The sequence below is a fragment of the Chryseobacterium sp. C-71 genome (assembly GCF_020911865.1).
Taxonomy (GTDB): Bacteria; Bacteroidota; Bacteroidia; order Flavobacteriales; family Weeksellaceae; genus Chryseobacterium.
On record NZ_CP087131.1, the window covers coordinates 3,636,335 to 3,649,820 of the forward strand.

Annotated in this window: 11 protein-coding genes and 1 pseudogene; 7 read left to right on the forward strand and 5 right to left on the reverse strand. The window is 36.7% G+C overall.

The annotated features are described in order from the left end of the window. Positions 1-8: 8 nt before the first annotated feature. Together LNP04_RS16850 and dinB are read right to left on the reverse strand one after the other, a co-directional pair. Positions 9-3,080: a DNA polymerase III subunit alpha gene (locus tag LNP04_RS16850; RefSeq protein ID WP_229984054.1), complete on the reverse strand. Its 3,072-nt coding sequence runs from the start codon at positions 3,078-3,080 to the stop codon at positions 9-11. A 9-nt stretch (positions 3,081-3,089) separates the two neighbouring features. Then, the gene (gene dinB, locus LNP04_RS16855) at positions 3,090-4,232 is read right to left on the reverse strand and encodes a DNA polymerase IV (protein WP_229984055.1); all 1,143 of its coding nucleotides are present in this window, start codon (positions 4,230-4,232) and stop codon (positions 3,090-3,092) included. Positions 4,233-4,293: 61 nt separating this feature from the next. Between dinB and LNP04_RS16860 the strand changes: the two are divergent. From LNP04_RS16860 to LNP04_RS16890, 7 genes and pseudogenes are all read left to right on the forward strand, one after another. Next, positions 4,294-4,425: pseudogene (locus LNP04_RS16860) on the forward strand (helix-turn-helix domain-containing protein); the annotation flags it as partial. A gap of 90 nt (positions 4,426-4,515) precedes the next feature. Continuing rightward, complete coding sequence (locus LNP04_RS16865; RefSeq protein ID WP_229986317.1) at positions 4,516-5,073, forward strand: S24 family peptidase; 558 nt, start codon at positions 4,516-4,518, stop codon at positions 5,071-5,073. Positions 5,074-5,168: 95 nt separating this feature from the next. After that, a complete protein-coding gene (locus LNP04_RS16870) occupies positions 5,169-5,780 on the forward strand; it encodes an alpha-ketoglutarate-dependent dioxygenase AlkB (RefSeq protein ID WP_229984056.1) in 612 nt (203 codons plus the stop codon). A gap of 106 nt (positions 5,781-5,886) precedes the next feature. Next, entirely contained in the window at positions 5,887-6,099 is a 213-nt protein-coding gene (locus LNP04_RS16875) for a hypothetical protein (RefSeq protein WP_056015164.1), read from the forward strand. A 418-nt stretch (positions 6,100-6,517) separates the two neighbouring features. Next, positions 6,518-7,255 (forward strand): helix-turn-helix domain-containing protein, encoded by a 738-nt coding sequence (locus LNP04_RS16880; protein WP_229984057.1) that lies wholly within the window; start codon positions 6,518-6,520, stop codon positions 7,253-7,255. A 75-nt stretch (positions 7,256-7,330) separates the two neighbouring features. Further along, on the forward strand, positions 7,331-8,506 hold the full coding sequence (locus LNP04_RS16885; RefSeq protein ID WP_229984058.1) for an iron-containing alcohol dehydrogenase: 1,176 nt from the start codon (positions 7,331-7,333) through the stop codon (positions 8,504-8,506). Positions 8,507-9,282: 776 nt separating this feature from the next. After that, positions 9,283-10,386: an exodeoxyribonuclease VII large subunit gene (locus LNP04_RS16890; RefSeq protein ID WP_229984059.1), complete on the forward strand. Its 1,104-nt coding sequence runs from the start codon at positions 9,283-9,285 to the stop codon at positions 10,384-10,386. A gap of 126 nt (positions 10,387-10,512) precedes the next feature. On the opposite strand, the gene LNP04_RS16895 is transcribed toward LNP04_RS16890, so the two are convergent. From LNP04_RS16895 to LNP04_RS16905, 3 genes are read right to left on the reverse strand one after another with little or no spacing between them, the layout of a single operon-like run. Further along, positions 10,513-11,172 (reverse strand): hypothetical protein, encoded by a 660-nt coding sequence (locus tag LNP04_RS16895; RefSeq protein WP_229984060.1) that lies wholly within the window; start codon positions 11,170-11,172, stop codon positions 10,513-10,515. Between the two features lie 26 nt (positions 11,173-11,198). Continuing rightward, the gene (locus tag LNP04_RS16900) at positions 11,199-12,194 is read right to left on the reverse strand and encodes a DUF4238 domain-containing protein (RefSeq protein ID WP_229984061.1); all 996 of its coding nucleotides are present in this window, start codon (positions 12,192-12,194) and stop codon (positions 11,199-11,201) included. Continuing rightward, the gene (locus LNP04_RS16905; RefSeq protein ID WP_229984062.1) at positions 12,175-13,125 is read right to left on the reverse strand and encodes a nucleotidyltransferase; all 951 of its coding nucleotides are present in this window, start codon (positions 13,123-13,125) and stop codon (positions 12,175-12,177) included. Before LNP04_RS16905 ends, LNP04_RS16900 begins: the two co-directional genes overlap by 20 nt. Between the last annotated feature and the right edge of the window lie 361 nt (positions 13,126-13,486).

Consider the following 13,486-nt stretch of genomic DNA (forward strand, 5'->3'; position numbering starts at 1 on the left):
CTCGTGGATTACTTCATCTTGCTTCTCGGCAGTCCGATCTCCTGTTCTTGTGGATAAGGTTTCCTTAAGGTCATACTCACATCTTCTCGGAGACTTCTTTCAATTTCCTGGGACTTTTCCTGATCCATAGAATAACGTGGATCAGCAATCAGTGGCATCTTGGCCATTTTTGTGATAGTGATGGTGGGAAAGTGATAGTCAATCTCTACAGTCCCCAATAACAGATAGATACCGCCTTCTTTAAAGGGGAACTTTCTCAGGCTGTCAGGAAAATGGGCGGTATCAAAATATTCCCCTTCGGCATCGATCCAGGTTCCGAAGTACATATCATCTCTCTTTCCGGGATGATTTTTATTTTTAATGGGCACATGTTTTCTCGAGATCAGATAGGCCAGCATCTTTACCTGCTTCTTATGATACTTCAAAAGATCCTGTACCATGACATGGCCTCTGTACTTTGTTTTAAGAAGATCAAATATAGAAAAGGAAACGGGAAAACCCAGGATCTCAATTTCATCGAAAGCATCTTCAAATTGATTCCTTTCAATAACCGGCAGTTGATAATCTTTTTGTGGCTCAGCGAATAAAGAAATGACCTTCGTTCTATATTGTCCTTTAGACAACAAGAATCTGGCTTCGATCAGCAATTCATGTTTTTGTTTTCCTGTACATCTGAAAGCACCGATGAAAATAAGGGTCTGCAATGTTTCTATACCGATGGATACCCTTTTGACAAAGTCTTCAAGTGACCTGTAGTCCCCGTTGTTCTTTCTTTCTTCGGGAATGACCTGCTTAATCGTTGCTTCCAGTTTTTCAATGTGCATAAAGCCTAAGTACACATCTGTTCCATAGACTGTCGTCTGAAATTCACTAAGGTTGACACAGGGATTATGAATGGTCGCTCCTGCCATTTTTGCCTCGTGAACATATACTTCTGTTCTGTAAAATCCACCACCATTATTGATGGCTGAGACCATAAATTCAATAGGGTAGTAGACTTTGAGATAGAGACTCTGATAACTTTCCACTGCATAGGAAGCAGAGTGTGCCTTGCAGAATGAATATCCCGCAAACGATTCGATCTGCCGATAGACTTCCTGAGATAATTGTTCAGGATGCCCTTTTTTACTGCAAGACTCAAAGAAGTCATCTTTTAATTTCTGTAATGCAGATAAAGAACGGCCTTTACCGCTCATCGCTCTGCGCAAGACATCCCCATTTTCCGCAGAAACACCGCCAAAATGCAAAGCGATCTTGATGACATCTTCCTGGTATACCATAATGCCATAGGTCTCACCAAGTTCTTTCTCAAAGACCTCGTGAAAATATTCAAACTGGTCAGGATGGTTATGCCGGAATATATATTCCCGCATCATGCCGCTCTGTGCTACTCCTGGGCGTATAATGGATGAGCCGGCGACCAGTACTTTGTAGTTATCGCATTTCAATCTTCTCAATAAACCCCGCATCGCAGGCGATTCAATATAGAAACAGCCAATCGTCTTTCCGATACTCAGATACTCATTGCACTTGGCCTCATTTTTTGAGATCCTTGTATCCTCAATATCTACAATGATCCCTCTTTTTTCTTCGATCAAATTAACGGTGTCCTTGATGGTTCCCAATCCTCTTTGTGAAAGGATGTCAAACTTTTCCAGACCAATTTCCTCTGCCGTATGCATATCGAATTGTACAATGGGGAACTCCTTGGGCGGAAATTCCAAAGCAGAATAATTGGTGATAGGCTCTTCAGAGATCAGGATCCCACAGGAATGCATGCTTCTTTGATTAGGGAAACCGATCAGTAACTTTTCATACTTGTAGATCTCCTCAACAATGGAATTCTGATCATGCTGATCTTTCGGTCTTTTGGAGAGCTGATCTAATTCTTCCTTTGGCAGTCCGAATACTTTGCCCAGTTCCCTGAACCTTGACCTGCTTTTAAACTCCACATTGGTTCCACAAAAAGCCACATGGTCTTTTCCATATTTTTTAAAGATATATTCCAATATGGTATCTCTGTTCTTCCAGCTCCAGTCAATATCAAAGTCAGGTGGGGTTTTTCGGTTAAGATTCAGAAACCTTTCAAAGTAGAGATCCAATTCCAAGGGACAGATGTCAGTAATTCCGATGCAATAGCTGACAATGGAGTTGGCACCGCTTCCTCTTCCGACGTGCATAAATCCCATCCGTTTGCTGTACTGGATGATATCCCATGTAATTAAAAAGTAACCACAGAAATTCAACTGGTCAATCACCGCCAGTTCTTTCTCTACCCTTGCTTTGGCTTGTATATCATCAACAGAATACTTGGTATGCAGTCCATCAAAAGCCAATTGTTTCAGCAATTCAAAATCACTCTCTTTGCTTTCTGTAAAATATTTTTTGTTTTTGGGAGTTTTAAAATCAAAATCAAAACTGCATTCATCGACGATATATCTGGTGTTTTCAATGATCTCCGGATATTGGGAATACTTCCTTAATAGTTCTCTTTTACCAATAAATTTCTCATTGCTTTTACAGTAATCATCTTCTGTCAGTTTGCTGAATAAAGTATTTCCAGCTATTGCCCTTAAAACTTTATGAAGTTCATATTCTTCATCAGTTTTGAAGGTTATTGGATGCAGGATAACCATTTTATGGGTCAAGGACTTTAGCTCAGGAGCATATAACAGATTTAACTCATCGTGTCTTATTCCGATAAATTCATGTTCAAGCAGTTTTTCAGGAATATTCTTTAAAGGATAGATCACAAAAGTATTTTCAAGTTCAGGATTAGCTTTAGGAATCTCAATTCCCTCACAATTATAATTGGTCAGAAGCCTGTTGATCTCTGCGATACCTTCAGGATTTTTGGCCAGGCAAATATAATATTGATTTTCAACTCTAACATCAACCCCAAGGATTGGTTTGATCCCTGCACTCTGACAAAGCTTATAAAATTGATAGATACCGGTAACCGTATTGATGTCAGTCAATGCCAAGACCTTGAGTCTATGATCAACAGCTTTCTGGACCAGGTCTTCGACAGAGATGGTCCCATAACGCAGACTGTGATATGAATGGCAATTGAGAAACATAATAAAAAATTAAAATAACAAGCCTGATGCTCTGCCAACACTTGAGGTACCGAATCGGTTTTTGATCTTATCCATTGTCTCATATAATGAAATGAGTTCTTCCGTATCTTCGAAAAGATCCATTTGATGACAGCCGTGAACCAAACCGGTAAACCTTACACCGATCAACCGTATCCTCATTCTTCGTGTATAGACTTTGTTGAATAGTTCCAGGACATACCTGAGTAAAGTATGATCAGCCGATGTATAGGGAATTCTGCACTGTTTGGTCTCCGTATCAAAATTTGAATACCTGATCTTAACTGAAACCGTTGAGGTCAGCCATTTTTCATGTCTCAGCTGATAACAAAGTTTTTCAACCATTCCTGATAAAACACTCCTGATATTCTGAATATCAATGGTGTCCTGGGAAAAAGTGTTCTCCGTAGAGATCGACTTTCTTTCGGAGTAGGGAACGACGGGGGTTTCATCGATGCCGTGGGCTTTTTTCCAAAGGGTAGTGCCGTTCTTTCCGACAAGCTCCTGCAATACATCGACCGGCATCTCAGAAAGGGTCTTAATGGTTTTGACACCTAACCTTGAAAACAGCTGAAAGGTCTCTGGCCCGACCATGGGGATCTTTTTGATAGACAACGGATTTAAAAAAGGTTGGACATCCAAAGCCCTGACCTCCAGTTTTCCAATGGGTTTGGATTCACCCGTCCCGATTTTGGACACTGTCTTATTGGTGGAAAGGGCAAAACTGATTGGCAGACCTGTATTTTTCATCACAGCATCGGCAACTTCGTTTGTCCACTGATAACAGCCAAAGAACTTGTCCATTCCGGAAAGATCCAGATAAAATTCATCGATGCTGGCCTTTTCAAGCACCGGTACTTTTTCCTGAATGACCTCGGTCACCAGATGTGACATATTGGAATAATATTCCATATCACCTTTGATCACCCTAGCCTCAGGGCACAACCTCAAAGCCATCCTGATGGGCATCGCCGAGCGGACACCGAATTCTCTCGCCTCATACGAGCATGATGCCACCACACCACGGTCACCGCCTCCAATGATCACGGGCTGTTTCTCCAACACAGAGTTTTTCAGCCGCTCACAGGAGACAAAAAATGTGTCCAGATCCATATGTGCAATTGCTCTTTCCATACTGCAAACTTAGTCACGTTTTTAAACAAAATGTGTATATTTGTTGTCATAAATTATGACAATGTCAATTTTTGCAGATAACATCGTGTTTTTGAGAGGTCAAAAAAATCTGACCCAGCATAAGCTGGCAGATGAACTCATCCTTACCAGATCGAGATATGTTTCATATGAGTATGGGAATGCAGAACCTCCTATTGAAGTATTGATAAGGATCTCCAAGTATTACAATATCAGCATTGATCTGCTGGTTACGGTTGATATAAGAAAGTATCCTTTGGACAAAATGGTCAACCTCCCGGGGAATAAGATATTGCTGCCGGTAGTAGTAGACACCGAAGGAAACAAGTATATTGAAATTGTCCCCCAGAAAGCTTCAATGGGCTATCTGAACGGATTCAGTGATCCGGAATATATTGAAAGTCTTCCCAGGATTCAGTTGCCATTTCTGGGTCATGGCATATTCAGGGGTTTTATGGCTGATGGTGATTCAATGCCGCCATTTGCAGACGGAACCTGTGTGATCGGTGAATATGTTGAACAGCTGGATGATCTTAAAAAGGGGAAGGAATATATGTTCATCACGTCTGAAGGCTATACGTTCAAAACCTTTGTGAAAAGAAATAAAGATACGCTTACGGTAGCTGCAGATAACACATTCTATAACCCGTATGATATTCCTTTAACAAATATCGTTCAGATATGGCGTTATGTTAGAGGAATATTACCACAGGATTATAAACCCTATTATATGCCTGGTCATGCAAATCTAAAGTATCTGGTCGATGAGGCTAAACGCAGTATCAGTAATCTTGAGAACGGAATTTTAAAATTCAATTCATAAAAAATTTCACTGAGGGAAGTTAAAAACAGAAATGATGAAAAATAAATGTCCTGTAGAAATGGAATGGTTTAAAAATAATTGTTAAAAGAAATTGCATGAACCAGTTGAGTTTATTTGATGCAGAGGAGTTTTACGAGTTTCCAAAAGATCTTTTGGAGTATAAAGAAAATTTCCTGAGCAGTGAAGAGGCAGATCAGTTAAAACACCATCTGCTTCAAACAGCTCCGTGGGAACAGCGCACCCAGAAAATGTATGATAAGACAGTTGTAACACCGCGACTGACTGCATGGTATGGTGATGACAAGCAGTCGTACGAATCGGCTGATAGCAATACATCAAGTATTAACGCCTGGACTCCAGACTTGTTATCTCTAAAAGAAAGAATTGAAAAAGAGTTCGGTTATCGGTTCAACGGTGTACTGCTCAATCTGTACAGAGACAACAATGACTCAGTTGCCTGGCACCGGGATAAGGAAAGCAGGTATGGAAAGCGTCCCGTGATTGCGTCCGTCAGTCTCGGGCAAACCAGGAATTTTGATTTCAGAAAAAAAGACCATCATCAAAGCAAATACAGCCTGCCACTTCCCAATGGCTCACTACTCATCATGAAAGGAGACCTTCAGGAGAACTGGGAACACCGGATCGCCAAATCGATGATACCTATGAAAGAAAGAATTAATCTTACATTTCGGCTGATACGTGGATGATAAATTTGTTTAAGTACCACAACTTTAAATTTTTCTTTCAAGGATCAAAATAACTAATGAAGCCAATCACTACTGAACTACAACATTTTAATAAAAATTAAGCAATATGCCTATTTCGTACTACGATTTTAAAAATATGACCAATCAATCTCAATATGAAATGGTTGTGAAGGAAGGACGGATCATCAATGAAACCCATAAGGATGGATTAAAGTTTGTCCTATATGAAATGTCAAGTTTTTCCGTTGAGATCGTTTATAATATGAACGATAATAAAATTGCAAGCCTCAGTGCCTTTCAGAATAATGGAAATCTATGATCTGCTTTTTTTATATCAATTATCATAAATTTGACAGGAAATTTAAAATGATCAACGAAAGGAAATTTATTAATTTTCAGGATCGTATATTGCAAAGTATCACTGATGCTGCCGAGGAAAGATATGTTAATTTTCAAAGGGATTTCCCTTAATTAATAGACTGCCAAACACGCAGATCGCTTCCTACTTAGGGATCACATCAGAATTTTTAAGTAAAATACGGAAGAATATAGTTGGGAAAAGTTAACTTGATCAATCAATGGTCACTTAGAAAAATTACAATTTGAAACGTTTAGAAATAAAAAAGAATATTCAAAAACCGGAAGATCAAAATCTTTCTTTTCGCGCATTTGACCTGAGCTTGTCAGGTCTCGAGAATTACCTTTTGCCTCATAAAAAAGATCACTTTTGCATTCTGATGTTAGAATCAGGAGAAATAGAAATTCAGATCGAGGACCAAAAATTTAAACTTAGTTCAGGCAAAATATCAATTATTTTTCCTGAACAGATTTCTTCTGTTACAAGTACATCTTCCGACGTTTCGGGAAAGATCATTTTGTTTGAGGAAGTACTATTCTGTTCTGACATTCTTAAAAACGAACTTCTTTCCTATAATGTTGATCTTGCTACTCATCTCAATTGTGTCTTTTTATCACCTTCAGAATTTGAACAGTCAAAAAAGCTCGCGATTGATATTGAGAACGTATATCTTAACCCAAGTCTTGTCCGAAAAGAGCAGGCGCGTTTTTATATCAAGATCTTCCTCTTGGGATTGATTGAGTTGGTTCACGGTCAGCATCCTGTTTTACAGCACGAAACAGATAAAACGCTATACATTCGTTTCAAAAAAATGCTGAATGAGCGTTACAAAAATGAGCGTACCGTTCAGTATTACGCATCTAAACTAGCAATCACTACCAAAAAACTGAACAATATTACGAAGAAGCATTGTGACGAGACTGCTATCAATGCAATTCACAACCGTATTCTACAGGAAATCAAAAGACTGTTGTTGTTTTCTGACCTTTCTCATAAGCAGATATCGATGGAACTGGGATTCAGTTCGCCTTCTGCACTCAATAAATTCGTAAAAACGAAACTAAAAGAAACTCCGACGGAACTTCAGGAGGAACTGGCTCAAATTTATAACAGATAAACCCAATTGTATAACACTTCGCTTTCTACCTGACCTACCTTTGTACTATAATTTTAACGTAAAATATAATACAGAATGAGCAAGTTATTTGTTGCAGGAGAAGTATTCCACGGAGCGGGAAGTCTTGAAGAATTAAAAAATATCAAAGGTAAAAAAGCAGTTTTGGTGACTGGAGGAAGCTCGATGAAAAAAAGCGGGACTTTGGATAAAGCAGTCGCTTACCTGAATGAAGCGGGAATAGAAACCAAGATCTATGAAGGAGTAGAAGAAGATCCGTCATCAGAAACTTGTTTCAAAGGTGCAGAATTGATGAAGGAATTTCAGCCTGACTGGATCGTAGGGATCGGTGGCTGTTCAGCAATCGATGCGGCAAAAATGATGTGGGTTTTCTACGAATATCCGGATGCTGATTTCGAAGTGATGATCAAACCTTTCAGTGTTCCGACTTTAAGAAAAAAAGCGAAATTCATTGCCATCCCATCAACCAGCGGAACAGGAACTGAAACTACAGGTCTTGCCGTAATCACAGACCGTGAAAAAGGTGTAAAATATCCAATCGTTTCTTATGAATTGACTCCTGATGTGGCAATTATCGACGGCGAGATCTGTGCATCGATGCCGGCTCACGTTACATCAAACACAGGATTGGATGCTTTGACACATTGCGTCGAAGCTTATGTTTCAAACATCGACAATAATTTTGCAGATGCACTTTCCAAAGGTGGTTTAAAAATCGTTTTTGATAATCTGAAAGAAGCGGTAAAAAATCCAAATAATATCACAGCCCGTCAGAATATGCATGATGCTTCATTTATGGGAGGTCTTGCTTTCAACAATGCGTGGTTGGGAATTGTACATTCATTATCTCACCAGGTAGGAGCTTTGTTTGGCGTTCCTCACGGTGCTTGTAATGCGATTTTCTTACCGAATGTGATTCGATTTAATGAAAAAGAAAGCAGTCGTTTTCCGGATCTGGCAAAAGTGATCGGTAAAGAAACCACTGAAGAATTGGCTCAGGCTATTGAAACTTTGAGATCAGAAGTGAACAACCAATCTGCAATAAAAGAATTCGGGATCTCTCGTGAAGACTGGGATAAAAATCTGGACTTTATGGCAAACAATGCATTTTTAGACCCTTGTACAGGATTCAACCCTAGAAAACCAACCGTTGAAGAGTTGAAAGATATTTATAATGCTTGTTATGAAGGTCTTGTTTATTCAGAGGAAAAGGTTTTAAATGCAGCTTTATAACTCAAATTAAGTAAACAATCCAATTTGTATAAACCCTTAAACTAGTTTAAGGGTTTTTCTTAAGCTTGTTTATTGAGTGCCGTGAACCATTAAAGTTAGTTCTGTCATAATATTTAATTATGAAAAAACAGCAATAACTGCACTTGCGGTGTTCGTCCTTCAATGGGATTCTCTTCCACAGTGAATGCAAAAAAACAAAATATTAAGGCAAATAATTTTTAAATATTTGTGTTTGTTTACTAAAATGCTAATATTGTTAAATTTCCAAGTACGTGCATTTTATTCTCTGATGAATTATTTTTTTTTTGTAACTCATCATCTAAAATATGGGGATATTTTGTTCTATAGCAAACTAATATCTTAATTGCTGCAATAAAATATGTGAAGTTATATTGTATATTCTTTTTTTAAGGATTGGTATATATACATATTTTATTTCAACACTTACTTCGCCAAGATATTATTAAGAACGCTGTTTTATTTTAGTTCAATTAACAATATCTTTGGAATGCTTTTTTAAAAAGACAGTCAATCACATGGACGATCAAGATGTAACATATCCGATCTATTCACCAGCCTCAGTCATTGGGATTTTCAGCAATGCCCTGAAGCTCAATGCTACGGTCAATCTCATCTATCTTAAAGGAAGGTATGCGTATGGTGGCGGTAAATCCTATGGAAACTATTATTATGATCTACTGTTCTCAGAAGGTGATCATACTTCGATCGGCATTCGTATTTCTTCATTACTCAGGAGCAAGATTACCAATAATGAGATGTATACGCTCAGAGGCTTTATTGAGAAAAGCATTAAGAATTCTTCGATTGAATTACGTTTTGTTGTGGACGAGATCGTTCAGCAGGAAGAAAGATCGATATCTGAAGAGGAACTGGAAAGGTACGCACTGATCCAGAAAAAACTCGAGACAGGGTCAAAAGACCTTGAAACTCTTATCAGGGATAAGATGCTGAAAGATGAAAAGGTAAGGGTCGCTAACATTTATGGAAACAATGCGATCGTGCAAAAGGACTTTTTTGAAGGATTGGATGTTTCCCGAAAATATTTTCATATTTCCGATCACAGCTGCAACATCACGTCGTCTACTGCTATCATTTCGATACTGAACGAAGTTTCTGCTTTGGATTATGATATCGTTGCTTTGGTAAGGGGAGGAGGAGACCGTCAGAGTATGGAAACCTTCAATGATATAACCTTATCAGAGTTATTCATTAAGATGAACATGGTTACTGTGACTGCCATAGGTCATACGGTTGATGAGACCTTATTGGATAAGCTGGCTGACAAGCGTTTTCATTTGCCACACGATTATGGGGCTGGATTACATGCCATTGCTGAAAAATTATCCCATGAAAGATCCAATTCAAGGGCTCTTCTCATAGATGAGGTCAAAAAGGATGTCACCAAGCAGTTTTCGGAGCAGGTAGAAACTTTGGAAAAACAGCTGAAGAAAAAAAATGAGGAATTTGCAGAAGCCCAGAAAACATACAAGGAACAAAGCGAGGCGCATAACAAGACCTTTTCAGATCAGCTTAAGGTAAGGAATGAAGAGTTTCAGAAACTTCAGATAACATCAGGGAAACAGTTGGAAGATCTGCAGAAGAATTTTCAGGAGCAGCAAAAACAGCGACAGGCAGAAATGGAGAGCTATAAAAAAGAGATCGCTGTTCTGCACGAAAAGAATGTACAGTCTGCCATCAATGAAAAGACTTCGTCTTTGCAGATCAATCTGGAAACATTGAAACAGGAAAATGTCAGGTTGAATCTGGAGGTTCAAAATAAAAAAACTGATTATGTCAAGATCATTATTGCATTTGTTCTGGCACTCATTATTGGATTTGTGGTGGCGAAAATCCTGTAATTATTTAACATGATGCTTTTTGTTTATTAGTGTGTAAATTTTAAAAAATTAGTAATTTGTTCGTTAATGGTCTGTCAAATCGTAAATAAACTATTTTTAGTGTTAAAGTATAAAGATTAGTAAATTCTATTTTAAACGTACATCCCAAACTAAAAGCTTTGTTTCTTTTTCTATATGATTTGCAGTAAGAGTTTCATTATAGACCAATCTACTTTCAAAACTTCTATTAAGCGGTTGGAAAACATTGAGAAATCTTTTATCAAATTTATTAGTTCTTTGTTGAAGTTGATAATCGATAATATCATTTGTTATTAGATAGTCTGCTGGAAATCTGTCTACGATTCCGCTTCTGATTTGATGACCAAGCATTTTGCTGTCTGCAACACAAATAAATAATCCATTTGTGTTATTAAAGTGAGATTCTAGAGATACTCTCACCATATCATTTAAAAGTTTTACAAGACGCGCTGTTTTGTTTATAGTTCCATTTTCATTACTGTTTTGGCGAAAAAGTCCGAATTCAACAGATAGTTTAAAATCCTTTTCGTCAACAACTAGATCGATCAAAGGCTTTTCATTTCTAAAAGATATTTTTTCTTTTGCTGGGATGAAACATTGGTGATTAATAGGAACTTCAATATGAATTTGAGAAGCCCTAAATTTATAGGTATCCATTAGACTTATAAAAAAATCATATCTTATAGAGTCTTCGCCAATTGACAATAAAGGCTTTGTGTCTAATCTCTCTTCTAATAAAGTCTTATAGTTCTGAAATAGCTCTTGCATAAATTTTCATTTGTTAAAAAATTAATTTATAAACACGTTTTGTAATATTCCAGCAATTTAGTTGTTTGGGAAAAAATAAAACGATCAGAGTTTGTAAACATAAATGAATTTAGTTCGTTTATTTTTTTTTCATCAAGTTTTTCTAAAATATATTTTTCTTTTGGGTTTTTATCATAATTGATAATTAGTGCTAATCGGGGATTTATAGGATAGTAAACCCTAAAATTTATTACTTTAAAGAGGGGAATCACTTTTCCATAATGTTTCTGTTGACATTTCTGTTGGAAGTTATAGAGCATTATAATGATTTGCTGAGGAAGATCAAGTTCTGTCCAAATTGTTTTTGCAAATCGGTTATAAGTTGCTGGAGGACTATCCCTAAAAAGATAAATCCCTTCTAAATCTGTAGGTTGACTTAGGTAAAATTCATTCCAGGAGCAGTTCTTATTTACTTTTAAAACTGATTCAAAATATTTAACGTAAAAATTTCTGATGTGCTCATCTTTGTACTTACCGTCATTTAATAATGATAGTTTTACAATTCCAATCTCTCCATCTACAAACTCCTTATCTGTTTCTGTAAATGTAAATGAGTATCTGCTTCCATTTAATGACAGATCATTTACTACGAGATGCTCATATTTTAGATCCTTCTCTTTATTGATGAAATATTTTTGAATCCAATCTTTGAGAGAATGGAAGTCGATCCAGATTTTTTCTTCAACATTTTCACTGTGTGCCGTGTGAATACAAATGTTGCCATTCTGCATTACGTGACTGTATTGAATCAATTCAAGGTTGAAAAAAGTAATTGATTCCGAATCATGTGTCTTTAATGGATACTCTGGTGTTATTACAAAATCGAACAATAGAGGGGCTTCTAATTCAGGAAATGCAATCTTAATGTTACCCGTAATCAAAAAATCCCCAAGTTCTATATTATTAATATTACTTACGAAGGGAATTTCTAATATGGTTGACCTGATTTTTTCGAATCTTGCCCTATCCAAAACGTTGGTCATTTTTTGGAATTGATAGACCGGAAGATCCTTTCAGTCCATATGATTCTGATTTTTCAAAATCTTTATTAACAGGAAAATATGTTTTAATGTTTTCAGAATTGTCAGTGATCCTGTCAATTATATTTTTCATTTTATCAGATAGATTCTGACGTTCCCACTGCTCAAAATTTTTAATCAGATCATTGCTTTGATTTCCCGGATCCTTTAAGGTGAAGTCCTCCTTTGTAACATTGTCCTTAATGTACGTCAATACACCTTCAAGTTTCTCCCAAAGATTTCCGGTGATGATTGATTTATCAAACGCTTTTAATGTCAAAAGCTCTAATAAAAATGATTTATAGGACTCGCTATTCGTATTTTTCCAGATTTTAAGCAACCTGATTATTTTTCTTTCATCATCTCTTGACTTAATAGTATCAATTTGTGATTGAATATTTGTCTTCATATAAGTGCCTTTGCTAAAACCCCACTTATCTTCATTGAAATATATGTTAAGATCCCTAATGTCTACATAAGAATTTTCGCTAATCTCTCTGCCTGGTACAACGTCAATGCCTATTTGATCACCGTCTTTATCTGCATTGAACAATACGCCGATTGAAACCTTTTGTTTTCGCACTACTGCAATACCTGTTTTATGGTATTTTTCATACAAGAAATCATGCATGCCATTGTACATATCTTCAATTGTAGAAAAGCTGTATCTCTTGAATGGAACAACAATATCAAGGTCAAACTTAGTATTGATTGCCGTATGTTTTCCAAAGGATCCGGAATTGAGAGGACTGTAGATATCAGAATTGTATTTTGCTTCTAAAGCTTCTTTTATCTCACCCCGTTTGTCTTTATATTTATTAACTAAACTACTGATATGACTCATTCGATGAGTCTCTAATACATTCGCTAAATGTTCACTTCTGTTAACTGCCATAATAAAAGGTTTATTAATTTTTATAATGAATATTTGTCAAATAGAATACCGAGTCTTTTGAATAATATGATATTTGTCATATTTTTGGTAAGTAGGACAGGATGTCTTATTTTTTATTATAAAATGTTGTTTTTCAAACAGTTGTTTAGGGTTTTGATAAGCCTTTATGACAATTTTACAGGTCACATCCTATATACATAATACTATTTCTTCTGATAGTATAAATTCAAATTAGTGTATGTAAAACGGAACTTTTTGCAGAAATTTTTCAGACCAATCCTGTGGACAGTAATTCAACCGTATCTCTCACAACATTCTTTTGATTTATTATTCTAACACAAGTAGATCATATTTCAAGCTA

Bases quoted from the DNA above. Each gene is read 5' to 3' on its own strand.
- LNP04_RS16885 (WP_229984058.1), top strand. From the start codon at position 7,331: ATGAGCAAGTTATTTGTTGCAGGAGAAGTATTCCACGGAGCGGGAAGT.
- LNP04_RS16875 (WP_056015164.1), top strand. From the start codon at position 5,887: ATGCCTATTTCGTACTACGATTTTAAAAATATGACCAATCAATCTCAA.
- LNP04_RS16870 (WP_229984056.1), top strand. From the start codon at position 5,169: ATGAACCAGTTGAGTTTATTTGATGCAGAGGAGTTTTACGAGTTTCCA.
- LNP04_RS16865 (WP_229986317.1), top strand. From the start codon at position 4,516: ATGGTCAACCTCCCGGGGAATAAGATATTGCTGCCGGTAGTAGTAGAC.
- dinB (WP_229984055.1), bottom strand. From the start codon at position 4,232: ATGGAAAGAGCAATTGCACATATGGATCTGGACACATTTTTTGTCTCC.
- LNP04_RS16895 (WP_229984060.1), bottom strand. From the start codon at position 11,172: ATGCAAGAGCTATTTCAGAACTATAAGACTTTATTAGAAGAGAGATTA.
- LNP04_RS16880 (WP_229984057.1), top strand. From the start codon at position 6,518: ATGTTAGAATCAGGAGAAATAGAAATTCAGATCGAGGACCAAAAATTT.
- LNP04_RS16900 (WP_229984061.1), bottom strand. From the start codon at position 12,194: ATGACCAACGTTTTGGATAGGGCAAGATTCGAAAAAATCAGGTCAACC.
- LNP04_RS16850 (WP_229984054.1), bottom strand. From the start codon at position 3,080: ATGTTTCTCAATTGCCATTCATATCACAGTCTGCGTTATGGGACCATC.
- LNP04_RS16890 (WP_229984059.1), top strand. From the start codon at position 9,283: ATGTATACGCTCAGAGGCTTTATTGAGAAAAGCATTAAGAATTCTTCG.
- LNP04_RS16905 (WP_229984062.1), bottom strand. From the start codon at position 13,125: ATGGCAGTTAACAGAAGTGAACATTTAGCGAATGTATTAGAGACTCAT.